23 protein-coding genes are annotated in these 22,926 nt (G+C 66.1%); 12 read left to right on the top strand and 11 right to left on the bottom strand.

Features of this window, described 5'->3' with window-relative positions; genetic code table 11:
* Nucleotides 1-14: 14 nt before the first annotated feature.
* A complete protein-coding gene (locus ACQR13_RS24995) occupies nucleotides 15-932 on the top strand; it encodes an MBL fold metallo-hydrolase (protein ID WP_316171894.1) in 918 nt (305 codons plus the stop codon).
* Nucleotides 933-1,012: 80 nt separating this feature from the next.
* On the opposite strand, the gene ACQR13_RS24990 is transcribed toward ACQR13_RS24995, so the two are convergent.
* The 4 genes from ACQR13_RS24990 to ACQR13_RS24975 form a co-directional block, all read right to left on the bottom strand.
* A complete protein-coding gene (locus tag ACQR13_RS24990) occupies nucleotides 1,013-1,873 on the bottom strand; it encodes a DUF1499 domain-containing protein (protein ID WP_315715519.1) in 861 nt (286 codons plus the stop codon).
* Between the two features lie 133 nt (nucleotides 1,874-2,006).
* Nucleotides 2,007-3,224: an MFS transporter gene (locus tag ACQR13_RS24985; protein WP_316171895.1), complete on the bottom strand. Its 1,218-nt coding sequence runs from the start codon at nucleotides 3,222-3,224 to the stop codon at nucleotides 2,007-2,009.
* Between the two features lie 127 nt (nucleotides 3,225-3,351).
* Nucleotides 3,352-4,557 (bottom strand): ABC transporter substrate-binding protein, encoded by a 1,206-nt coding sequence (locus tag ACQR13_RS24980; RefSeq protein WP_315715521.1) that lies wholly within the window; start codon nucleotides 4,555-4,557, stop codon nucleotides 3,352-3,354.
* A 164-nt stretch (nucleotides 4,558-4,721) separates the two neighbouring features.
* Nucleotides 4,722-6,350, bottom strand: a complete 1,629-nt coding sequence (locus ACQR13_RS24975; protein ID WP_315752068.1) for a fatty-acid--CoA ligase — start codon at nucleotides 6,348-6,350, stop codon at nucleotides 4,722-4,724.
* Here ACQR13_RS24975 and ACQR13_RS24970 point away from each other — a divergent pair.
* Nucleotides 6,297-7,769 carry an extensin family protein gene (locus ACQR13_RS24970; RefSeq protein ID WP_434863331.1) on the top strand — a complete coding sequence of 491 codons (1,473 nt, stop codon included), beginning with the start codon at nucleotides 6,297-6,299 and terminating at the stop codon, nucleotides 7,767-7,769. The two genes, ACQR13_RS24975 and ACQR13_RS24970, sit on opposite strands and share 54 nt — an antisense overlap.
* Before the next feature lie 96 nt (nucleotides 7,770-7,865).
* On the opposite strand, the gene ACQR13_RS24965 is transcribed toward ACQR13_RS24970, so the two are convergent.
* On the bottom strand, nucleotides 7,866-8,546 hold the full coding sequence (locus ACQR13_RS24965) for a L,D-transpeptidase (RefSeq protein WP_011925214.1): 681 nt from the start codon (nucleotides 8,544-8,546) through the stop codon (nucleotides 7,866-7,868).
* Between the two features lie 343 nt (nucleotides 8,547-8,889).
* Here ACQR13_RS24965 and ACQR13_RS24960 point away from each other — a divergent pair, with 343 nt between their 5' ends.
* Together ACQR13_RS24960 and ACQR13_RS24955 are read left to right on the top strand one after the other, a co-directional pair.
* Nucleotides 8,890-9,867: a magnesium transporter CorA family protein gene (locus tag ACQR13_RS24960; protein ID WP_316226605.1), complete on the top strand. Its 978-nt coding sequence runs from the start codon at nucleotides 8,890-8,892 to the stop codon at nucleotides 9,865-9,867.
* A gap of 391 nt (nucleotides 9,868-10,258) precedes the next feature.
* On the top strand, nucleotides 10,259-10,477 hold the full coding sequence (locus tag ACQR13_RS24955; protein ID WP_409998659.1) for a hypothetical protein: 219 nt from the start codon (nucleotides 10,259-10,261) through the stop codon (nucleotides 10,475-10,477).
* 256 nt (nucleotides 10,478-10,733) lie between these two features.
* Here ACQR13_RS24955 and ACQR13_RS24950 read toward each other — a convergent pair whose 3' ends face one another.
* The gene (locus tag ACQR13_RS24950) at nucleotides 10,734-11,486 is read right to left on the bottom strand and encodes an SDR family NAD(P)-dependent oxidoreductase (RefSeq protein WP_315715526.1); all 753 of its coding nucleotides are present in this window, start codon (nucleotides 11,484-11,486) and stop codon (nucleotides 10,734-10,736) included.
* Nucleotides 11,487-11,625: 139 nt separating this feature from the next.
* A complete protein-coding gene (gene pdxH, locus ACQR13_RS24945) occupies nucleotides 11,626-12,276 on the bottom strand; it encodes a pyridoxamine 5'-phosphate oxidase (protein WP_315715527.1) in 651 nt (216 codons plus the stop codon).
* A 125-nt stretch (nucleotides 12,277-12,401) separates the two neighbouring features.
* Here pdxH and ACQR13_RS24940 point away from each other — a divergent pair, with 125 nt between their 5' ends.
* A complete protein-coding gene (locus ACQR13_RS24940; RefSeq protein WP_315715528.1) occupies nucleotides 12,402-12,806 on the top strand; it encodes an RT0821/Lpp0805 family surface protein in 405 nt (134 codons plus the stop codon).
* Nucleotides 12,807-12,918: 112 nt separating this feature from the next.
* Nucleotides 12,919-13,881, top strand: coding sequence for a DnaJ C-terminal domain-containing protein (locus tag ACQR13_RS24935; RefSeq protein ID WP_434841927.1), 963 nt, complete (start codon nucleotides 12,919-12,921; stop codon nucleotides 13,879-13,881).
* A 369-nt stretch (nucleotides 13,882-14,250) separates the two neighbouring features.
* Here ACQR13_RS24935 and ACQR13_RS24930 read toward each other — a convergent pair whose 3' ends face one another.
* Together ACQR13_RS24930 and ACQR13_RS24925 are read right to left on the bottom strand one after the other, a co-directional pair.
* Nucleotides 14,251-15,024 (bottom strand): anti-sigma factor family protein, encoded by a 774-nt coding sequence (locus tag ACQR13_RS24930; protein ID WP_315752063.1) that lies wholly within the window; start codon nucleotides 15,022-15,024, stop codon nucleotides 14,251-14,253.
* 91 nt (nucleotides 15,025-15,115) lie between these two features.
* Complete coding sequence (locus tag ACQR13_RS24925; RefSeq protein WP_315752062.1) at nucleotides 15,116-15,604, bottom strand: sigma-70 family RNA polymerase sigma factor; 489 nt, start codon at nucleotides 15,602-15,604, stop codon at nucleotides 15,116-15,118.
* 206 nt (nucleotides 15,605-15,810) lie between these two features.
* Between ACQR13_RS24925 and fabI the strand changes: the two genes are divergently transcribed.
* The 4 genes from fabI to ACQR13_RS24905 all read left to right on the top strand — a co-directional run bounded on the left by fabI (nucleotide 15,811) and on the right by ACQR13_RS24905 (nucleotide 19,705).
* The gene (gene fabI / locus ACQR13_RS24920) at nucleotides 15,811-16,644 is read left to right on the top strand and encodes an enoyl-ACP reductase FabI (RefSeq protein ID WP_434863330.1); all 834 of its coding nucleotides are present in this window, start codon (nucleotides 15,811-15,813) and stop codon (nucleotides 16,642-16,644) included.
* 12 nt (nucleotides 16,645-16,656) lie between these two features.
* Nucleotides 16,657-17,256, top strand: a complete 600-nt coding sequence (locus tag ACQR13_RS24915) for a histidine phosphatase family protein (RefSeq protein ID WP_315715533.1) — start codon at nucleotides 16,657-16,659, stop codon at nucleotides 17,254-17,256.
* 114 nt (nucleotides 17,257-17,370) lie between these two features.
* Entirely contained in the window at nucleotides 17,371-18,456 is a 1,086-nt protein-coding gene (gene aroC / locus ACQR13_RS24910) for a chorismate synthase (RefSeq protein ID WP_315715534.1), read from the top strand.
* A gap of 58 nt (nucleotides 18,457-18,514) precedes the next feature.
* Complete coding sequence (locus tag ACQR13_RS24905) at nucleotides 18,515-19,705, top strand: adenylate/guanylate cyclase domain-containing protein (RefSeq protein ID WP_315828083.1); 1,191 nt, start codon at nucleotides 18,515-18,517, stop codon at nucleotides 19,703-19,705.
* A gap of 9 nt (nucleotides 19,706-19,714) precedes the next feature.
* Here the strand turns inward: ACQR13_RS24905 and clpS are convergent, their stop codons facing one another.
* Nucleotides 19,715-20,020 carry an ATP-dependent Clp protease adapter ClpS gene (clpS, locus tag ACQR13_RS24900; RefSeq protein WP_315715536.1) on the bottom strand — a complete coding sequence of 102 codons (306 nt, stop codon included), beginning with the start codon at nucleotides 20,018-20,020 and terminating at the stop codon, nucleotides 19,715-19,717.
* 226 nt (nucleotides 20,021-20,246) lie between these two features.
* Between clpS and ACQR13_RS24895 the strand changes: the two genes are divergently transcribed.
* Nucleotides 20,247-21,101, top strand: a complete 855-nt coding sequence (locus ACQR13_RS24895; RefSeq protein ID WP_434863329.1) for a DUF1194 domain-containing protein — start codon at nucleotides 20,247-20,249, stop codon at nucleotides 21,099-21,101.
* A gap of 64 nt (nucleotides 21,102-21,165) precedes the next feature.
* Here ACQR13_RS24895 and ACQR13_RS24890 read toward each other — a convergent pair whose 3' ends face one another.
* On the bottom strand, nucleotides 21,166-22,008 hold the full coding sequence (locus tag ACQR13_RS24890) for a nucleotidyltransferase domain-containing protein (protein ID WP_434863328.1): 843 nt from the start codon (nucleotides 22,006-22,008) through the stop codon (nucleotides 21,166-21,168).
* Nucleotides 22,009-22,207: 199 nt separating this feature from the next.
* On the opposite strand from ACQR13_RS24890, the gene ACQR13_RS24885 reads away from it, so the two are divergent.
* The gene (locus ACQR13_RS24885; RefSeq protein ID WP_315715539.1) at nucleotides 22,208-22,780 is read left to right on the top strand and encodes a septal ring lytic transglycosylase RlpA family protein; all 573 of its coding nucleotides are present in this window, start codon (nucleotides 22,208-22,210) and stop codon (nucleotides 22,778-22,780) included.
* Nucleotides 22,781-22,926 lie beyond the last annotated feature (146 nt).

The following is a 22,926-nucleotide window of genomic DNA, read 5'->3' as shown; positions in this document are numbered from 1 at the left end:
AGGGAAGGCACGCCATGGCCGAGAATGACGACGTCCCGTTCAACCGCAACTTCCCGCTTCGGGCGGGCGTCGTCGAGCAGGTCCGCCCGGGCATTCGCCGCGTCCTCTGCAACAATCCGAGTCCGTTCACCTTCACCGGCACGGTCAGCTACATCGTGGGGACCGGCAACGTCGCGATCATCGATCCGGGTCCGGACAACGAGGCCCATGCGCAGGCGCTGCTCGATGCCATCAGAGGCGAGACCGTCACGCACATCCTGGTGACGCACACGCATCGCGATCACTCGCCGAACACCGGCCGGCTGAAGGCCGCGACCGGCGCCACCGTCTATGCCGAGGGCCCGCATCGCGCCTCGCGGCCGCGCTACGAGAGTGAGAAGCACAGTCCGGAATCCGGCGTCGACCGCGACTTTGCGCCGGATGTCACCGTTGCTGACGGCGATGTGATCGAAGGGCGGGGCTGGCGGGTCGAGGCCGTGGCGACGCCGGGCCATACGGCCAACCATCTCGCCTTCGCCTGGGCCGAGCGCAGCACCACCTTCGTCGGCGATCACGTCATGGGCTGGGCGACGTCGATCGTGGCGCCGCCCGACGGTTCGATGGTCGACTACATGGCTTCGCTGGAGCGGCTCGCCGCGCGGCCCGAGGAGCTGTATTTCTCAGGTCACGGTCCGGAAATTCCGGAGGGACCGCGCTACACGCGCTTCCTGATGCGCCACCGCCAGGCCCGAGAGGCCTCGATCCTGCATCGCCTCGCCAAGGGCGAGGCCGACATCCCGACCATGGTGCGCGCGATCTATATCGGCATCGATCCACGGCTCACCACCGCGGCCGGCTATTCCGTGCTGGCCCATCTGGAAGACCTCGTCGCCCGCGGCGTGGTCGCGACGGAAGGTGATCCGGTGATCGGCGGGACGTATCGGCTGGTGTAGCGAATAGCGAGTAGGGGAAGAGTGCGAGCCGGGAAGACTTCGTTCCCTATTCGCTACTCCCTATTCGCCATTCGCCCCGCTCACTTCTTCACCGTCTTCGCATTGCCCTTCGCCGCCACCGGCGGCGGCGTGACCTTCTTCACCGGCTTCTGCGCCTCGGCCTCGCCGGCGTTGGACAGGTCCTCGATCAGCTTGGTCACGCGCGCGGCATTGCTGCCGATATCTGACTCGAAATAGCGCGAGGCGGAGCGGACGTCGACGCGGGAATCCTCACCGTCGGGCTGGATGCGGATCGAGATGTCCTCGCGGAAGCCCATGATCGGCGTGCGCGCGACCGCCTCGATGCGGCCGACGCGGCGCGGCGGCTGGGGCGCGCGTTCGTCGACCACGAACCATTTGCGCCGGTTGACCAGCTTCAGGGCGATCGCGTAGGCGCGATCGGGCGGCAGTTCGATCTGCACCGGCTCGATGTCCGGATAGAATTTCTGCTGCTGCTCGGCTGAATACAGCCCGGCATAGACGGCCGTGTTGGTGCCGTCGCCGTTGCGGAGCGGCGCCAAAGCCTCGAAGCGCGGCGGATCGATCGGGTCGGTGGTGATGTCATAGATCTTCGGCAGCTTGCGGTACTGGAGCGCGAGGTAGGCCGGATAGGCCAGCACCACCGCATCGATCATGAAGGCGAGCAGGATCCGGCTCATGCCGCGGCTGCCGTTGCGCCAGATCGCGACGAAGGCGGCAAGCCCGAGCAGGATCGACAGCACGGCGAGCCCCAGCGCGCCGAAGAACGTCGCCAGCGCCGGCTTCATCTCCAGAAAATCGAAGCGCAGGATCAGGATCGAGACCAGCACGGCGACGACCGAGAACACCGCCAGATTGCGGGTCCAGGTCGCGAGGCTGGAGATCGGCTCCGACAGATAGGGGGCGTGAAACCTGCGTGCCATCGTGTCAGGAACTGCCGGGGTTGGGCCGCTGCCTGCGTTGCCGGGCGGCCGGATCACCCCGTGTGAGACCACGCGGATGGCGCAAATTCAAGAGGCGTTTGGCCCGGAGAGGGCGGTTGATGCGGAGACCGCGTCAGGCGGCTCGGTCCGGGCGGCTGCGCAACGCCGTCAGCATCAACAGGACGGTTGCGATCGAGAAGGCTGCGCCGGTCGTGAACGTCGCCTGCGACCCATAGGCGTGCCACAGCGATCCCGCCAGCAGGCTCGCGACCAGCAGCGCAGCGCCGGTCACAAGGTTGAACAGGCCGAACGCGGTGCCGCGCAGATCCGGCGGGGCGGTATCGGCGACCATTGCCGACAGCAGCCCCTGCGACAGCCCGAGGTAGAGGCCCCACAGCGCGACGCCGATCGCGGTGCCGATCAGGCCGGGCACGAAGGCCAGCGTCAGGTCGGCGGCTGTCAGCACCACGAGGCCGCAGGTCAGCACGTTGTTGCGGCCGATGCGGTCGGAGAGGATGCCGGCGGGCATGGCGACGCCGGCATAGATCAGGTTCATCAGCACGTAGACCAACGGGATCAGGGCGAGAGCGAGGCCGTCGGCCTGCGCCTTCAGCACCAGGAACGCCTCGCTGAAGCGGGCCAACGCGAACACCGCGCCGGTGGCGACCACGATCCAATAGGCCGATGGCAGCCGGCGCAGCTCGCGCGCATGGACCGGCCAGTCCCGGCGCGCCGCAGGCGCGGTCTGCGCCGGCTCGCGCAGGCCGAACAGGATCAGCAGCACGGCAAGCGTGGCCGGCAGCGCCGACCACCAGAACACCGCCCGGAAGTCGTCGGCGTAGAGCGCCATCAGCGCCACGGCGAGGAGGGGACCGGCAAAGGCGCCGATCGTGTCGAGCGCCTGGCGCAGGCCGTAGCTCGCGCCGCGGATGCCTTCCGGCGTGACGTCGGCGATCAGCGCATCGCGCGGCGCCTCGCGGATGCCCTTGCCGATGCGGTCGACGAAGCGCGCCGCGAGGATCTGCCATGATGTGCTGGCGAGCGGAAACACCGGCTTGGTCAATGCCGCCAGCCCATAGCCGATTGCGACCAGCAGCTTGCGCTTGCCAATGCGGTCGGACAGTGCGCCGGAGAACACCTTGGTGATTGCGGCGGTCGCCTCGGACACGCCTTCGATCAGGCCGATGGTCACCGTGGAGGCGCCGACCACGGTCGCGAGGAAGACCGGCAGCAGCGCATGGATCAGCTCCGAGGAGATATCCATCAGGAGCGATACCAGCCCGAGCGTCAGCACCGTCGACGGTATGTCGCGCCATGTCGTAGACGCTGGGAGGCGCGCTCTTGAACTCATGCCCACCTTCTAGATGCGGCCCGGCATGCCCGCCTTGCGCCACGTCAACGCCACGGCGGCACGCAACGCCACGGCCCCGCCAAAGGGGAGGGGCCGTGGCTGCCTTGGTCAGGCTTGCGTCAGATGCTCAATGCGAATGCACCAGCGGGCAGGCGGACTCCGAAAGCTTGCCGAATGCCTCCTCGCCGGACATCGTCTGGATCAGCTTGTAGTAGTCCCAGGGGTACTTCGACTCCTCCGGCTTCTTGACCTGCATGATGTACATCTCATGCTCCATCAGGCCGTCGGCGCGGATCTTGCCGTTGGACGTGAACATGTCGTCGATCTTCATATTGCGCAGCTGGTCCATGACCTTGTCGGACTCGGTGGTGCCGGCCGCCTTCACGGCGTTGAGATAGGTGATCGTCGCCGAGTAGTAGGCGGCCTGGTTCATGGTCGGCTCGCGCTTGGTCTTTTCGTAGTAGCGCTTGGCGAAAGCACGGGTCTTGTCGTTGAGGTCCCAATACCAGCCGGTGGTGAGATAGAGACCCTGCGCGGTCTTCAGGCCGAGACTGTGGATGTCGCTGATGAAGGCGAGCAGTGCCGCCGGCTTCATCGTCTTGGCGATGCCGAATTCATCCGCGGCCTTGATCGAGTTCGTGAAGTCGTTGCCGGCATTGGCGAGGCCCAGAACCTGCGCGCCCGAGCCCTGCGCCTGCAGCAGATAGCTGGAGAAATCCGACGTGGAGAGCGGCACGCGGACCGCTCCGACCACCTTGCCGCCATTGGCCTCGACCACCTTGGACGCGGCTTCCTGCAACTGGGTGCCGAAGGCGTAGTCGGCGGTCAGGAAGAACCAGCTCTTGCCGCCCTGGCTGACCATGGTCTTGGCGGTGCCGTTGGCGAGCGAGGTCGTATCGTAGGCGTAGTGGACGGTGTAGGGCGTGCAGTCCTTGCCGGTCAGCGAGGCGCCGGCGGCACCGATCGCGATGAACGGTATTTTCTTCTCCTTGGCGGCGTTGGCCATCGCGAGGCTGACCCCCGTGTTGGAGCCGCCGAGGATCATGGTGACCCCGTCGCGATCGGCCCACTCGCGCAACTTCTGGGCGCCGACGTCCGGCTTGTTCTGATGATCGCTCTCCATGAACTCGATCTTGTTGCCGAGCACGCTGCCGCCGAAATCCTCGATCGCCATCTTTGCAGCCTCGACCCCGCCCGGCCCGATCACGTCGGCATAGAGCCCGGACATGTCGTCGATGTCGCCGATCACGACCTTGTTGCCAGCGGCGTGAGCGGCCGTGGCGGCCAGTGATGCTCCCAGCAGCCAGGGCAGCAGGCGGGTTGATCTTAGCATGGTGGCGTTCCCTCGTTTTTTATGGTGCCGGACCTTAGGAACGCTCCCATGGGCTTCCTATTCGCCTTTGGTCGAGGCGAGGGCGATGGAACTTTTTGCGCGGAACGCAAACGGCCCCCGCGGGGCGCAGGGGCCGTGAGTCTCGCGCGGAGCGGGAGTGGTTGCTAGGCAGCGGCGTTGGGGAAGCGATAGCTCTTGAACTGGTCGCGCAGCGCAGTCTTCAGGATCTTGCCCGTTGCCGTGTGCGGGATGCCGTCGACGAAGGCGACGTCATCGGGCATCCACCATTTGGCGATCTTGCCTTCCATGTATTTCAGGATGTCCTCGCGCGTCGTGGTCTGGCCGGGCTTCAACTGCACGATCAGCAGCGGGCGCTCGTCCCATTTCGGATGATAGACGCCGATGACGGCAGCCTCGGCGACGGCGGGATGGCCGACGGCGAGATTCTCGAGGTCGATCGAGGAGATCCATTCGCCGCCGGACTTGATGACGTCCTTGGAGCGGTCGGTGATGCGCATGTAGCCATGCTCATCGACGGTGGCGACGTCGCCGGTGTCGAAGAAGCCTTCATCGTCGAGGATGTTGCTGTCGACCTTGTAGTAGGCCTTCGACACCGCGGGACCGGACACCTTGAGCCGGCCGAAGGTCTTGCCGTCCCACGGCAACTCGGTGCCGGCATCGTCGGTGATCTTCATCTCGACCCCGAACGGCGGGAAGCCCTGGGTCTGCAGCACATCGAGCTTGGCGTCGCCGTCGGCGGCGAGGAACGGCGGCTTCAGGGTGGCGAGCGTGCCGATCGGGCTCATCTCGGTCATGCCCCAGGCATGGCGCACGCCGATGCCCATGTCGAGGAAGGCCTGGATCATCGAGCGCGGCATCGCCGAGCCGCCGCACACGACCATCTTCAGATGCGGCAGTTTGAGGTTATGCGCCTGCATGTGCTGCAGCAGCATCAGCCACACCGTCGGCACGCCGGCGGTGTAGGTCACCTTCTCGGTGTCGAGCAGCTCGTAGACGGACGCGCCGTCGAGCTTGGGGCCGGGCATCACCAGCTTGGTGCCCATCGAGGGAGCGGAGAAGGCAATGCCCCAGCTGTTGGCATGGAACAGCGGAACCACCGGAAGCATTGTGTCTGCTGCGGACGTACCGAGTGAATCCCGGCTATTGGCCATCAACGCATGCAGCACGTTGGACCGATGCGAATACAACACACCTTTCGGATCACCGGTGGTCCCGGACGTGTAGCACATCGCGGCTGCGGTGTTCTCGTCGAAGGTCCCCCAGGCGAAATCGCCGTCGGCCTCGCCGATCCACGATTCGTAGGCGACGGCATTCTTGAGCGTCGTCTGCGGCATGTGCGCGGCGTCGGTCAGCACGATGTAGCGCTCGACGCTCGGCAGCTTGTCGGCGAGCTTCTCGAGGATCGGCACGAACGTCAGATCGGTGATGACGATGCGGTCCTGGGCATGGTTGATGATCCAGCCGATCTGCTCGGGAAACAGGCGCGGATTGACCGTGTGACAGATCGCGCCGATTCCCATGATGCCGTACCAGACCTCGAGATGACGGCCGGTATTCCAGGCGATGGTGGCGACGCGGTCGCCCAGCTTGATGCCGTCGCGCGTCAGCTTCTGCGAGACCTTGAGAGCGCGGTCGTGGATTTGCCGATAGGTGGTGCGAACGATGGGGCCTTCGACCGAGCGGGTCACGACCTCCTGAGAGCCGTGGATTGTCGCCGCATGCTCGATGATCCGGTGACAAAGCAGGGGCCAGTCTTGCATCAAACCAAGCATCAGGTCGTTCCTCCGGTATTCGCTTGCAGCGAGGGTCTTTTGGTCTCTTTGGTCAATTTTAGCGCGCGCCGCACCCGACGCAAATGGGCTTGTGATGGCCACGACGTCGCGCCGGGCGTGATGGTTAGCGCTGTGGCCGTGGCGATCGCATTGAGCTGGCTCATGGCGGTGCCGGCGGCGGCCGCGAAATCGGCGCACCGCAGCCCGCCCGCGGCCTCTGAGCCCGCAGCGAAGCCGGCCGACGACGTTGCCAAGGTGCCGCTTCCGCAGCCGCGGCCAGCCGACGCGCCGGCGCGGCAGGCGGCCAACGGTGAGGATGCCGCTCCGCGCGACGCGGCCAGCGGCGGTCCGAAGGCGGATGTCCAAGCCCCGCCGCCGCCTTCGGCCTGCCGGCTGGCCCTGACCGAAGAGGTCGCGATCGCGCCATCGATTCCGCCGATCAAGGGGCCTGGCGGCTGCGGCGGCGAGGACCTGGTGCGGCTGGAGGCGGTGGTGCTGCCTGACAAGCGCAGGGTGGCGCTGACGCCCGCGGCGACCATGCGTTGTCCGATGGCGACCGCGGTCGTCAACTGGGTGCGCAACAACGTGGCGCCGCTGGCCGAGCGGCTCGGCAGCGCGGTCACCGCGCTCGACAATTTCGATTCATATCAGTGTCGCGGCCGCAACAATGTCAGCGGCGCGCAGCTATCGGAGCACGGCCGTGCCAATGCGCTGGATGTCCAAGGGTTCAAGCTGGCCGACGGCCGCCTGGTCGATCTCACCGACCGCACCCAGCCGCGCGATTTGCGCGAGGCGGTGCTGCACGCGGTCTGCACTCATTTCTCCACGGTGCTCGGCCCCGATTCCGACTGGTACCACGAGGACCACATCCATCTCGACCTGATGGAGCGGCGGAACAATTACCGGATCTGCCAATGGGACGTGCTGGATCCGCTGCCGAAGGTCGCGCCCCTGATGCCCGCCGCCAGACCCGAAGACGCGCCGCCACGCGAGACCGCGCAGGCCGGCACCGAAAACGCCCGGAAGAGCCCGAGCACCAAAGCCGAGCACAACGACGGCGGTCGCGCCGGCGCCGACGAGAGGAAGGCCGACCCCTCGGCCGCAGCGGAGAATCCTTCTGCTGACGACAGCTCCCGACGGGCCGACGCGGAAGCAGGGCCTCCGGCCACAAAGCCCGCTGCAACGGCCCGCAGCCGGCGGACCGCGTCCCAGTCGGCGCCTGAACAGCAAGAGCCCGGAAGCTCCGCGGCAGAGGCGCGCGCGCCGACCGCAGCTTCCGACACGGTGCGGAATGCAGCCGGGCGGGACCAGCGCGCACAGAACAGTCCCCGCGTGGGTCGGGCTTCGCCGTCGAAGCCGGCTTCTCGGACGCGCCATCACAGCCGTCGTGGCTGGGATCCTTTCCGCGGATTGTTCTAGCCCCCAAAACAAAAGGCGCCGGGTGACCGGCGCCCTTGGAAAGGCTGCTAAACGCGTTTCTCGGCTTTTTGATATCGTGCCGGCTTCAGCCGAGGCTCACTGCATCGCAGCGTAGGTGCCCCCGCCCTGCAGCGCCATCTGCGGCTTGTAGGGCGAATCACCCTTCTTCGGATCGAGTACCACGACGATGGTGCCGACCTTCACCCGGTTATAGAGGTCGATCGCGTCCTCGTTCGTCAGGCGGATGCAGCCCGAGGAGATCGAGGCGCCGATATATTCCGGCTGGTTGGTGCCGTGGATGCGGAACAGCGTGTCCTTGCCGTTGGCATAGAGGTACATCGCGCGCGAGCCCATCGGATTGTCGGGGCCCGGGGCGACGAAGGTCGGAACGCCCAGACGCTCGATCTCGCCCTTGGTCGGATGCCAAGCCGGCCACTCGGTCATGGCGCCGACCTTGGCAATGCCCGACCAGGCCATGGCCTCTTCGCCGACGGTGATGCCGTAGCGGATCGCCTTGCCGCCATCCAGCACGTAATAGAGGTAGTGGCTGTCGGAATCGACGACGATCGAGCCCGGAGCTTCCTTGCGGTGATAGTCGACGATCGCGCGCCGATAGGGCTCGGCCACCGGCGTGTTGGTGTAGCGGATCTTCGCGAGAAGTTCCTTGTCCTTCGGCTTGAAGGCCTGGGTGTTGGTCGCCTCGTACGTCGTGGCCTGCATGCAGCCCGACAGCATCAGGCCGGCGGCCAGGAGTCCGAGTTTCACCTTCAGCGACATGTCACCAATTCCAATCGACAGCTGACGTTGCAATGACACGGCCGCGCCACTGCAGCGCGATTCCACATGTCCCATTATCGTCAAAATCGTTCTCAATTCCAGCCGATACACGCACAGGTCACGCTGCAGCGCCGCGATTGTTGCTTTTTTGCCGCAAAGTTGCGGGCAGTCGTCCACAGCTGTGCTTCGAATGGCACGGTCAGCTCCCCCGCGGCGCCGCGCGAGAGGCCGCGGAGCATTGGCGCGAAAAGCCGATGGACCGGACTCGCAAGCTGCGTCACAAGGCGGCAGCATCCCACCGCTAAGTCCCCGAAATTCAGGTTTCGCGATTCGGAGTTTGTCCATGTTCTCGGTGTTCGTCCCGTCCGAAACCGCGCTGAAGAAGGCGGCGATCACCGATCCCGCGGCTCTGCCGGACAATGCGGTCTGGGTCGACCTGGTGAACCCGAGCAGTGCCGAGGATCGGGCCGTCGAAAAGCTGGCCGGGATTGCGGTGCCGACGCGCGAGGACATGCAGGAGATCGAGATCTCCAGCCGCCTCTATATCGAGAACGGCGCCCGCTACATGACGGCTACGCTGATGTGCCACTCGGACTCCGATATGCCCAGGACCACCGCCGTCACCTTCATCCTGGCGGGCCACCGTCTGGTGACGGTCCGCTACGACCAGCCGCGACCGTTCGCCGTGGTGGAGGCAAAGCTCGCTCGCAACTGTGCGCCCGGGATCACCGGCGAGATGGTGCTGATGGAGTTGCTCGATGCGGTAATCGACCGCTGCGCCGACATTCTCGAGAAGGTCGGGGCCGATATCGACCAGGTCAGCCACGAGATCTTCGAGCCGAACAATGAGCGTCACGGGCACGCCAAGCAGTATTCGCAGATCCTGATCGCGATCGGGCGCAAGGGCGACCTGACCTCGAAGGTGCGTGAGAGCCTGGTGTCGATCGGTCGTCTCGTCACGTTTCTCTCTGCGGTCGTCGAAGGCGTGAAGTGGTCGAAGGATATGCGCGAGCAGCTCAAGACCATGCAGCGCGACGTCGCCTCGCTGACCGACCACGCGTCCTATCTCGCGGGCAAGATCACCTTCGTGCTGGATGCGATGCTCGGTGTCGTCAACCTCGAGCAGAACAACATCATCAAGTTGTTCTCGGTGATGGCGGTGGTGCTGATGCCGCCGACCCTCATCGCGTCGATCTACGGCATGAACTTCAAGATGATGCCGGAGCTCGAATGGGTGCACGGCTATCCGATGGCGCTGGTGCTGATGCTGATCTGTGCGATCGTGCCGTACTACATCTTCAAATTGAAGAAGTGGCTGTAGTGCCGCTGGCCTGAAAATCCAGGCTCTGGCGACAAATCTGGGCGAGGCCTGCGACATTGTGCCGTCATTCCAGGTGATGCCTCATTCGCGCCCCGTTGTTAGCAGCGGGGCAGAGTCCGTCGCTATGCACCTCAGGTGACACAAGCGGTGAGATGCAACACATAATAGGAAATACTTGTTAGGCCGGCTGCAATGCCGCTGCAAAGCCGCCCCAATTCCTCAGGTAAAATTTGACGGGAACGCTGAACGTTTGATCGAAACTTCTCTGCGATAAATCTGCACCAGCATGACAAACAACGAGCGCCTCGGCGCGTGGCATGCAAGGCAGAGCTCGAGGGCGCGTTCATCGCGCCTTATCCAAGAGGCGGCGGCAATGGTTGAGAAACGCATAATGGCATCGAACAACGTGATCGATCTTGCCAGCTATCAGCGCAGCCGCGCCGACATCGTCGTGGCCCATGCGCTGTCGCCGCGCACCTGCCGCTACTGCGGCGCCGATCTCGAGGAGGACGAGCGCGACGATGATTGCTCCAGCGCCCTCAACGTCGAGTCCGACCGCCTGCGCTGGCGCGCCGCGCAGATTCTGCGCGGTTTGGTGTGCGAAGGCTGAACGACCGTTCTCGACCGGACGGTATTCAGGCAATGCCGCCCGCGCAGCCAGCGACTGGAAATTCAGTACGCCGATCCCATCCCATGAACAGCGTTCCCTCCGGGAGCGCTGTCTTGTTTGTGGTGGTCGGTAGGTCCGTATCGATCTTCGGAGATGGCGTTAATCACGCCTTCGCGCGGTCATCGGGAACTTGCCGAACGTGGCAAGCCGCCATGAACCAAATCGAACACGGGCAACCGTCTCCGCGCCGAATGGCTCAGACGTGCTGGCCGCCGTTGATGTGGATCTCGGCGCCGTTCACGTAGGAGCTGGTCTCCGAGCACAGCACGTAGATGATCTTGGCGACTTCGTCGGGCGTGCCGAGGCGCTGCATCGGGATCTGCTCCTGCACGATCTTCTCGGTGCCCGGCGACAGGATCGAGGTGTCGATCTCGCCCGGCGCGATCGAGTTGACGCGGACGCCGACCCGGCCGAAATCCGACGCCATCTCGCGGGTCAGGGCGGCCAGCGCCGCCTTGGAGGTCGCGTAGGCCGCGCCGGCGAAGGGATGCACGCGCGAGCCGGCGATCGAGGTGACGTTGACGACGGAGCCCTTGGCCGCCTTCAGCTCCTTGATCAGGCCGCGCGCCATCATGATCGGCGCGAAGAAGTTGACGCGGAAGACGTGATTCCAGGTGTCGAGGTCGGTGTCGACGGTGCCGAGCCGGGCACCGCCCGCGCCCTTCGGCGAGATCGCGGCGTTGTTGACCAGCGCGTGCAGCTCGCCGCCGTCGATCCGCTGTTTGATCTCGGCGATCGCGCGCACGGTGTCCTGGGGATCGGACAGGTCGACCTGGACGTGGTCCTCGGGGCCGGCGCCCCACGGGCATTCTTCGGGAAAGGGGTGCCGCGAGCAGGTGAGGACGCGCCAGCCGGCTGATGAGAAGCGGATCACGGTGGCATGACCGATGCCGCGGCTGGCACCGGTCAGCAGCATCGTGCGCCGTGGCTGATTGGAAGAGGTCGGCATGAACTGCGTCTTTCACGATCCCGGACGGGATCAACTTACCACAATGGTTGTGCGTTCGGCGCCTGATTCACGCGCGCGATGGCGATTCGTTGGCGTATCGGACGCCTGGAGGCCGGGCGCAAGCCCGCGCGGCGATCCTCTACGGATACATCCGCACCTTGGTCCACGGCCGGCCCGAAGCCTCGCGCCGGAATTCGATGCGGTCGTGCAGGCGGAATGGCCGGTCGTGCCAGAACTCCATGCTGACGGGAGTGATGCGCCAGCCGCTCCATCCTGGCGGGCGCGGCACCTCGCCGATGATGTATTGCGCCGCGACCTTGGCGATCGCCTGCTCGAACGCGAAGCGGCTCTCCAACGGCTGCGACTGCTTGCTGGCCCAGGCGCCGAGCTGCGCCTGCTTCGGCCGGGTCGCGAAATAGGCGTCGGCCTCTTCGTCGGTCACCGGCGCCACGAGGCCGCGGATGCGGACCTGGCGGCGCAGCGATTTCCAGTGAAACAGCAGCGCGGCCTTCGGATTGGCGGCGAGCTCGCGGCCCTTCTGGCTGGCCTTGTGGCTGTAGAAGACGAAGCCGTCCTCGTCATAGCCCTTCATCAGCACCATGCGCACGTCAGGCAGCCCGCTGTCGTCGACCGTTGCCAGCGCCATCGCATTCGGATCGTTGGGCTCGCTCTTGCCGGCTTCGGCAAACCACGCCGCAAACAGCGCAAACGGCTCGCCGGCCTGGGTAAAATCGGCCGATGTACCGGATGTTAAGGTTGTCTGGTGTTTGATGCTCGTGGGGTCGGTCATGTGTATGGGGAGTCCGAGTTTTGCGTTCACCCGCGGCCAGGCGCGTGCAAGTCCATTCTGGTCCGGCCCTATATAGGGCATCGGTCCGGCTTGGCCTATCCGCGATCGGTCATGCCGGCACGGCTTTGACACTCATTCTAATCGGCCTGTCCGGCGGCGGCTGCAGCCTGTCGCGCCCTGAAACGGCCTTTGCCAAGATGGACGATGCGGAGATCACCGGCGCGGTCAGCTCGCCGCCCGAGCGCGAGCCGACCGAAGCCGATCTCGCTTTTGCCCGCAACGCCGCGTCGGACGTGCTGACCAAGGGGAGCAAGGATTCCAGCCAGCCGTGGCAGAATCCCCAGACCGGCGCCCGCGGCTCGGTGACGCCGATCGCCAAGTCCTACACGGCCGACAACGGCCGCACGTGCCGCGATTTCCTGGCGAGCTACGTCAACGGCAAGACGGAACGCTGGCTGCAGGGCTCGGCGTGCCGTATCGAGCGTGGGCGCTGGGACATCCAGACGCTCAAACCCTGGCAGCAAAGCTAGCCGGGGTCGTCTGGAACCCGTTGCAAAAATACAACGGACTCCCCAGATGAAATGCGAAGCGGGCGGGGAGCCCATAGGTTAGTATCTGACTTTCTGTAAGGAGACGTGACGGATGCGCGACCCCTATGAGGTCTTGGGGGTGCCGCGAAGCGCCAGCGCTGCGGCCATCAAGAGCGCCTATCGCAAGCTCGCCAAGAAGCATCATCCCGACAGCAACAAGGATGACCCGAAGGCATCGGCGCGGTTTGCCGAGATCAATTCGGCCAACGAGATCCTGGGCGACGAGGAGAAGCGCAAGCAGTTCGATCGCGGGGAGATCGACGCTGACGGCAAGCCGCGCTTCCAGGGCTTTCCGGGTGGCGGCGCCGGCCGCGGCGGGCCGGGGGGCGGCTTCGAGAGCTATACCTTCCGCAGCGGCGGCGGGCCGGGCGGCGGCTTCGGCGGTGGCGGATTCGAGGACATTCTGAACAGCATGTTCGGCGGCGCCGGCGCGCGCGCTGGGCGCGGCGGCGGCGGCTCGTTCGAGTTCGATACCGGCGGTGTCGGCCTCGACCTCGATCTGAAGGTTGCGATGTCGGTCTCGCTCGAGGAGTCCGTCAAGGGCGGCGAGAAGCGGGTGCGGCTGCCGTCGGGCAAGGAGCTCAACGTCAAGGTCCCCGCCGGTGTTACCGCCGGCCAGCAGATTAGGCTGAAGGGGCAGGGCGAGAGCGCGCCCGGACACCGGCCGGGTGATCTCCTGATCACGATCCAGATCGCGCCGCATCCGTTCTTCAAGGTCGAGGGCAGCGACCTCAGGCTCGATCTGCCGATCACGCTTTACGAGGCGGTCCTGGGCGCCAAGGTGAGGGCGCCGACGCTCGGCAGCGCGGTCGAGCTGTCGATCCCGAAGAACACCTCCAGCGGCCGGACCTTCCGGCTCAAGGGCAAGGGCCTGCCCAAGAGCGACGGCTCGGCCGGCGATCTGTTCGTCACCACCCGGATCGTGCTGCCCGACGGCAACGACGCCGAGCTCGAGGCCCTGATGACCAAGTGGCGCGACCGTCATCCCTACAATCCGCGCAGCAACCTCTCCTGAGGTTGCGCGTTGCGGACCACTCGGCTGAAAGCTGAAGGACGAGCTGGAAAGCTGAGAAAAAAGTGCGGCCTCGAAAGGGGGACCAGCGCGGTACAAAACCCCAATCGAGGCCGCTTCCGTGTCGATCGGCGGATCGAACACTCCTCATTTTTTCGTGAACATTTGGCGCTATATTGAGACGTGCCGGTGACCTGATTCCAGATTTCCGGTGACCGAATTGCGGCGCCGACCCTGGCGTGTCTCCCGCCTGAGCCATGCGGGGATCAGGATCCTCTCGGGCAGCGCTCGCGGCCATCCTGCAAACGCTTCTGATCACGGCCGTAATCGCGCCGAGGCCGGCACCTCGCGAAATCGGGCAATGGTCCGCCGCTAGCCGCCCGCCCGTTCGGTCTGGTCATAAACAAGGCGCGCGACCTGAGTGAGACGCGTCCGGTCACTGCCGCCGCTGACGACGTAGCTGACGCCGCGCTCCGCCCACGAGAGTGCAGCGGTGTTGCCCTGCGCCGTATAGCGCATCTCGGCCGCCTCAATCCCGACCTTGGTCGCATACACCGTGAAGCGCTCGCCGGAGGTGCTCTCGTACATCAGGAAGGACGCCGGGCCGGTCGGCCCGGGCAGCAGCCGGCCGCCGACGAGCTTCAGTCCGGTGGCTTCCAGCTCCGGCGCCTGCACGGTGCGACCGCAGCGCCGCGTCAGCCATTGCTGCAGATGGGCCTTCTCGTCGCCAGGAACCTCCACCGGATGGCGCACCTCCACGACATAGAGCCGGTGCGCATCGAGCGCCTCGCCGGCAAGGGCCTGCAGCGGCGACGGCGAGGACGCGGCGCCACGCGCGACCCAGCCGACCGCGCCGCCGACCGCGAAGGCCGCCACGCTTGCCGCCATGGCCGCGACGACCCAGCGCCGCGGCCGGCGCTCCAGGCCGTCGAGGTCGAGCCGCGGCGGCACCGGCTCGTTGACGATCGAATCGTAGCGGGCATGGAGCGCCTCAGCCATGCTGCGCCAGGATTGCACCCGCTCGGCGTCCGCCGGATGCGCGGCCAGCCAGCGCTCGACGTCGCTGCGGCGCTCGGCCGGCAGCTCGTTGTCGACATAGGCGTGCAGCTCGTCTTCGGTGACGGGAATGGTCGGCTCGGTCATCATCGGGATCTCGTTGCAATCGGGCGGCTGCGGCGATGCGCGGTCGCTGCAGGCTTGGGCAGCCGAACATGGCAGGGCGGCTTTTGTGCAGTGGTCATTTCACCCTCCGCAGCGCCGGCCGCTCGCCCTCGAGCACGGCACGGACATGGGCGCGGGCGCGGGCGAGGCGGGACATCACGGTGCCGATTGGGACACCCTGGATGTCGGCGACCTCGCGGTAGCTCAGGCCTTCGAGCACGACGAGGAGAAGCGCCGCGCGCTGCTCCTCCACCAGGGTCGCCAGCGCGTGCTCGATGTCCCGGCCCTCGGCCTCGGTGCCGCTGGCGTCGGCATTGTCGTCCTGGAGCGGCATGAAGTGCGGCCGCCGCGCCAAGGAGCGCCGGCGGTTCTTGTTCAGATTGGTCAGGATCGTGTACAGCCAGCTCCTGATGTCGCCGCCCAGGAACAGCCGCTCCGAGCGCAGCGCCCGCACCAGCGTGTCCTGGACCAGTTCGTCGGCCGCGTCCATGTCGCGCGCCAGCGCCCGGGCATAACGGCGCAGTGCCGGAATCATGGTCTCGACGCTCTGGCGGAACGCGTTCATGGAATGCCCTGCGGCTGTTCGCTGCGATGACAAGGGCGCAGGCCGCAGCCGGCGTCTTGCAAAGATCATAACCCCGCGATGATCAGCGTATTCCGGACCGCAAGCCCTGCGGGGGAGTTTGCCACAGAGCGGGCGGAATGGGGCTGTACCGGGCCAGACCGGTGGTGTACGTCCAGTCCTTAATAATCAGTTCGATGGGAAGCCGCATGGCGCAGATTTCAGGTTTGATGCAGGGCAAGCGCGGGGTCGTCCTTGGCGTGGCCAACAACCGCTCGATCGCCTGGGGCATCGCCAAGGCCGCGCGCGCGGCCGGCGCGGAGATCGCGTTGACCTACCAGGGCGACGCGCTGAAGAAGCGGGTCGAGCCGCTGGCGGCCGAGCTCGGCGGGCTCGTGCTCGGCCATTGCGATGTCACCGATCCCACGACCATCGACGCGGTGTTCGACGTGCTCAAGGAGAAGTGGGGCCAGATCGATTTCGTGGTCCACGCCATCGCCTTCTCCGACAAGGACCAGCTCGACGGCCGCTACATCGAAACCACGCAGGACAATTTCTCCAAGAGCATGCTGATCAGCTGCTACTCGCTGACGGCGATCGCGCAGCGCGCCGAGAAGCTGATGACCGACGGCGGCTCGATCATCACCTTGACCTATTACGGCGCCGAGAAGTGGATGCCGCACTACAACGTGATGGGCGTCGCCAAGGCCGCGCTGGAAGCCAGCGTGCGCTATCTCGCCGCCGATCTCGGCGAGAAGAACATCCGCGTCAATGCGATCTCGGCAGGACCTATCAAGACGCTGGCCGCCTCGGGCATCGGCGACTTCCGCTACATCCTGAAGTGGAACGAATACAACGCGCCGCTGCGCCGGACCGTGACCATCGACGAGGTCGGCGACAGCGCGCTGTATCTCTTGTCCGACCTGTCGCGCGGCGTCACCGGCGAGGTGCATCACGTCGATTCCGGCTATCATGTCGTCGGCCTGAAGCGGCCCGAGGCGCCCGACATCTCGCTGAACAATTCCGTCGGCGCCAAGGAATAACGTCAACGCGCAATGCCACGGCCCACGATCTACTACATCCGCCACGGCGAGACGGAATGGAATGCGCTCGGCCGGCTGCAAGGCACGCAGGACATTCCGCTGAACGCGCTCGGGCGGGTGCAGGCGGTGCAGGCCGGCAACATCCTGGCCGAGCTCGCTGCGCGCAACGGCCATGATGCGGCGCGCCTGCCCTACGTCGCTAGCCCCCTCAGCCGCGCCCGCGCGACCATGGAGTTGGTGCGTGAGACCCTGAGCCTGCCAGCCGAGGGCTATGCGCTCGATGCCCGGCTGCGCGAGATCGGCTACGGCAAATGGGAAGGGGCGACGCTGCCGGAAATGCAGGCGGCCGATCCCGCCTTCTATGCCAGGCGGCTGACCGACAAATGGTCGCTGGCGCCCGAGGGCGGCGAGACCTATGCCGACGTCGAGCGCCGCGTGCGCGACTGGTACGATGGGCTGTCTGGCGATATCGTGGCGGTCGCCCATGGCGGCACGGCGCGGGCGCTGATGGTCGCGCTGGGCTTCGAGACGCCGCACGGCGCCGTCGACCTGCCGATCCAGCAGGGCGCGGTCTATGTGTTCGGCGAGAACGGGTTCGAGAAGTACAGTTAGTTTGTCTCCGTCGTTCCGGTGCGCCTTGCAGAGGCGAACCCGGAATCTCGAGAGTCCGGTCTGGTCCTTCGGACCATCCCGGAATGATGGTTTTTCCGGTTGGGTGATCAGCTCATGTCCTTCAACACCTTCGGCCACATGTTCCGCGTCACCACCTTCGGTGAGAGCCATGGCGTGGCCATCGGCTGCGTGGTCGACGGCTGTCCGCCGCGGATCCCGCTCGCCGCCGACGAGATCCAGCGTGATCTCGACCGCCGCCGTCCCGGCCAGTCGCGCTTTACCACCCAGCGCCAGGAGCCGGACCAGGTGAAGATCCTGTCAGGCGTGATGGCTGATCCCGACACGGGCGTGCAGGTCACCACGGGCACGCCGATCGCGCTCCTGATCGAGAACACCGACCAGCGCTCCAAGGACTATTCCGAGATCAAGGACAAGTTTCGTCCCGGTCACGCCGACTTCACCTACGAGGCCAAATACGGCCTGCGCGACTATCGCGGCGGCGGTCGTTCCTCGGCGCGCGAGACCGCGACGCGCGTCGCCGCCGGCGCGATCGCGCGCAAGGTCCTGCCGGACGTGAAGGTGCGCGGTGCGCTGGTGCAGATGGGGCCGCACAAGATCGATCGCGGCAACTGGGACTGGGACGAGGTCGCGCGCAATCCCTTCTTCTGCCCCGACAAGGACAAGGCGGCGTTCTTCGAGGACTATCTCGACGGCATCAGGAAGTCCGGCTCGTCGATCGGCGCCGTGCTCGAGATCGTCGCCGAGGGCGTGCCGGCGGGACTTGGCGCGCCGCTCTACGGCAAGCTCGATGCCGATCTCGCCGCGGCGATGATGAGCATCAACGCCGTGAAGGGCGTCGAGATCGGCGCCGGCTTTGGTGCGGCCGAGCTGACCGGCGAGGAGAATGCCGACGAGATGCGCTCGGCCAATGACGGCACGCGCTTCCTCTCCAACAATGCCGGCGGCATTCTCGGCGGCATCGCCACGGGACAGCCGATCGTGCTGCGCTTCGCGGTCAAGCCGACCTCGTCGATCCTCACCCCGCGCCAGACCGTCGACCGCTCGGGCCAGGAGACCGAGATCCTGACCAAGGGCCGTCACGACCCCTGCGTCGGCATCCGCGCGGTTCCCGTCGGCGAGGCGATGATGGCCTGTGTGCTGGCCGATCATCTGCTGCGCCATCGCGGCCAGGTGGGGTAGCCGCACGCTGCCGCCGCGGCTGTTTGCTGTTGCCACGCTGCTCGCCTAGTGTCGTCCCATGGACGCTTCGAAGCTGCGGGACATCAAGGACTGGCTGGTCGACGGCGCGCGTTCCGCGGCGACGCCGAGCCAGATGATGTCCGAATGCTGCGATCGTCTGGTCGGGCTCGGCGTGCCGCTGTGGCGCGTGGGCGTGTTCGTCCGCACCCTTCATCCTGATATCGCCGGCCGCAGCTTCATCTGGCGCCAGGGGGCGGAGGTCGAGATGGGCTCGGTCGATTTCGGCTTCGAGAGCACGCCGGCCTACAGGGACAGCCCGCTTGCGCGCGTGTTCGAGCAGGGGACCGAGTTCAGGGCCGATCCTCGCGATCGGGAAGCCGAGCTCTTTCCGATCCTGATGGATCTGCGGGCCGAAGGCGTGACCGACTATTTCACTCTACCTTTGACCTTCATCGACCGTGCGGTCCACGCGTCGAGTTGGACCACCAAATCTCCAACAGGCTTCACCGACGCGCATCTGAATGCGATTCGCTCGCTGATGCCGGCTTTGGCGCGCTACACCGAGATCGTCACGCTTCGACGTACGGCCTCGATGCTGCTCGACACCTATGTCGGCAATAGCGCCGGCGAGCGTATTCTGGGCGGCCAGATCCGCCGCGGCCACACCGATACGCTGGATGCGGCGATCTGGCTGTCGGATCTGCGCGGCTTCACGCCCTTGTCCGATCGCCTGCCGGCTGAGGACGTGGTGGCGATCCTCAACCACTATTTCGACTGCCAGGTCGATCCGATCCGCGAGCAGGGCGGCGAGGTGCTGAAGTTCATGGGCGACGGCCTGCTCGCCGTGTTTCCGTTTCGCGAGCAGGGCGGCGATCCGACCGAGGTCTGCGCCCGCGTCCTTGCGGCGGCGCGCGCCTCGCGGGCCCGCGTCGATGCGCTCGAATACGCGGCCGGCGGCACCGGGGAACGCTTCCGCTTCGGCGTCGCGCTGCATGTCGGACGGCTGCTCTATGGCAATATCGGCGGCGGCAACCGGCTCGACTTCACCTGCATCGGCCCGGCCGTCAATCTCGCCGCTCGGCTCGAGAAGATCGCCGCGCGACTGAAGCGGACGGTGGTCGCGTCCGAGGCGTTTGCCGGCGCCTGTCCCGGGCCGCTGACCGATCTCTGGACCGATCTCGGCGAATTTCCGATCGCAGGCCTCGCGACCGCACAACGTGCGTACGGGCTGCGCGAGGAAGGGAATTAGTTCGCCGGCTCAGGTCTCCGGCTCGGTGGTGAACAGCAGCGGGTATCCCTTGGCGCGGCCGGCATCGGTCGCGCGCGTCGCCTTGGTCTCGGCGACGTCCTTGGTGAACACGGCCACCACGCAGACGCCGAGCTTATGCGCCGTGATCATGACCTTGTAGGCCTGGTCCTCGGTCATGCTGAATTCCGCCTTCAGGATCATCACCACGAAATCGCGCGGCGTGAAGTCGTCGTTGACGAGGATCACCTTGTAGAGCCGCGGACGCTCGGTCTTGGTGCGTACCTTCGTCTTGGGCTTGGTGACGGCATCGTTCATTCTAAGGGCGCGCCTGTGTTCCGGATGCGGCAGTCACGCCACGATACAGGCTTCGGCCGCTCCGGGAAACCACGGGCTGCATGCCTTGCGCGATGGGCGCACGCGGCTGCCTGACATCCGGGCAAACCCCAGGGGACTAACCGGAATGTGAATGGATGTGTGCGTTCCCGCTTTGCGCTCTGCGGATTGCATGTCACCATCATCGGACGCGATTGGAGGGCAGCTCATGCGCTGGTGGATCTCGATCGGGGTGGCGTGTCTGGCAGGCGCCTTGGCCGGCGGCGACGTCGCCAGCGTCGTGGCCGCGCCGAGGGCCCAGCCGGCGCAGCAGCTGAGCGAGAAGGAAGCGTCCGTCGACGTCGAGCTGATCCTCGCCGTCGATGTGTCCTACTCGATGGATCTGGACGAGCTGGCGATCCAGCGCGAAGGCTACGCCCAGGCGCTCAGCTCGCGCGAGTTCCTGCAGGCGCTGAAGAGCGGCGTGCATGGCCGCATCGCCGTGACCTATTTCGAATGGGCGGCCTCGAGCGACCAGAAGATCATCATTCCATGGCGCCTGATCGACGGACCGGAAAGTGCCGACGCCGTCGCCGCCGAGATCATGAAGACGCCGATCCGCCGCGCGTCGCGCACCTCGATCTCGGGCGCGATCTACTTCGCCATGCCGCTGTTCGATGAGAATCCCTATCGCGGGCTGCGCCGCGTCATCGACATCTCCGGCGACGGGCCCAACAACAACGGCCCCTCCCCGGTGACGATCGCGCGCGACGAGGCCGTCGACAAGGGCATCACCATCAACGGCCTGCCGATCATGGTCAAGGAGCCGTCCTACTCGACCATGGATATCGAGAACCTCGATCTCTACTACAAGGATTGCGTGACCGGCGGCCACGGCTCGTTCGTGGTCACGATCAAGAGCCGCGACGAATTCAAGGAAGCCATCCGCACCAAGCTGCTGATGGAGGTTGCCGGACGCGCACCGCCGCCGCGCATCGTGCCGGTCGCCGACGATGCCGACAAGGAGCCGCGCGTGTCCTGCACGATCGGCGAGAAGATCTGGCAGGACCGCTGGGGGCGGTGACCAGCAGGCCCAGGCTGCCGAGCAGACGCGCGCGCGGGGAGACTTGATTGGTAAGGCGCCGATCTCAGCCGGCCGTCGCAGCATGGACCAACGCCTGTTTCAATTCGGCCTCGACCTCCCGCAGGCTGCGGAGCGCCGCACCGAATTCGCCATTGCCGATCGATTGCCAGATGAACTCCACTCGCGCCGCGAGACCGACGAGTGCCAGTCCAAACGTCGCGGCCTCCTTGAGCGCGCCCTTCTCGTTGATCAGGTAGCGCCCGTTGACCGCAAACAGCACCTGCGCAAGGCAGGCGAGGGCGCGATAGGCGCAGCCCGCGACGTGGGTATGATCGCCACGCCCGACAGCCAACTCGGCATTATCGATGCTGAATGCGATCTCCCACTGGAAGCGCGCAATAATCGCGTCGCGCAGGCGGCGCGGATAGGGCGTGCAGCGCGACTTCAGCCCCGCCAGCAGTTGCGCGGGATCGTGCAGCGGGCGGCAGAGCGCGACCTCGCCCATCCAGATCGCCGAGACGAAGCCATGCGGATGGCCTGGCTGGTAGTGCATCTCGATCCGCCCTTTCCGGCAGTCGTCGATCACGCCGCCGACCGCATCGATCTCGCGATAGAGCAGGTCGACCTTGTGCCCGTCGATTCTGAGCCAGCCGCCGCCGACGATCCACTGTCCCCAGCCGCCGACCGCCGTCAGTTCGAGCGTTTGCGGGTCGTCGACGAGCCGCCGCACTGCTTCGCGCAGCACGTCGGTGTCGAGGTCGTGCCTGGATGCGATGTAGAGCCCGACGTCGTAGTCCGAGCCCGCCTGCGCGGTGCCGCGCGCACGCGATCCACCGAGCGCGATGGCGCGCAGTCCCGGGACATCGGCAAGTTCGCCGACGATGCGGGTCAGCAGCGGGTCAGGCATTCACGTGTTCTCCCAGGATGACAGTATGAAGTTCTTGCGTGGAAAAACTCCACAAGGCCGCTGTTCAGGCTGATCTGTTGCCATTAAGCCACAATCTCCCAAAAACCAGGGGTTGCATCTCCCGCAAGTTTCCCTTTGCCACCGTGCCGCCGCGATTGGGCCGCGACCATGAGCGGGTTGAGGCGGAGGCGCACAGAACATGCGTATCATCGACCGGACAGCACGTCCCGCGCAGCGCGTCAGGCGCTCGTCAGTCATCCAAGGTCCGCGTGCAGGGCTCGCTTGCCAACTTCTCAGGGCAGCGCTGGTGTGTGCGGCGGCGGCTTCGCTCGCAGCCTGCGCGCAATCATCGGCGGTCCGGCAGGCGCGCTGGGCGGCGCCGACGAAGCAAGCCGGAGCCGAATTTCGGCCGCAGGTGCAGCGTGCGGAGAAGGCGCCGGAGTCAGTGGTGCGCGTCCGGCGGGCCGAGCTCAGCCCGCCGCCGGCGCACTCCGGAGCGTCCGGTCTCGCCAGCTACTATTCGGAAGGCCAGAAGACCGCGAGCGGCGAGCGCTTCAATCCCTCCGAGCTGACGGCCGCGCATCGCAGCCTGCCGTTCGGCACCCGCCTGCAGGTCACCAACGTCAAGACCGGCCGCTCCGTGGTGGTGCGCGTCAACGATCGCGGACCGTTCGTGCAGGGGCGGGTGGTCGACGTGTCCTACTCAGCCGCGCAGGCGCTCGGCATGGTCAACTCCGGCGTCGCGCCGGTGAAGGTCAGCGTGGTGAGGTAGCGCATCGGATAGGCGACATCGCTGGTCGATCGCCTACGAGTTCGTGCTCACAGTCAGCGGCGTTCTCAGTCGACCTCTCCCCGCAAGCGGGGCGAGGGGACGCACCGAGCGTGATGCGCGAGCTCCGTGCGTCATTGCAGGGGCAA

This window comes from Bradyrhizobium sp. HKCCYLRH3059 (assembly GCF_051168035.1).
In the GTDB taxonomy this organism is placed as follows: Bacteria; Pseudomonadota; Alphaproteobacteria; order Rhizobiales; family Xanthobacteraceae; genus Bradyrhizobium.
This window is presented reverse-complemented; position numbering and strand designations above follow the sequence as displayed.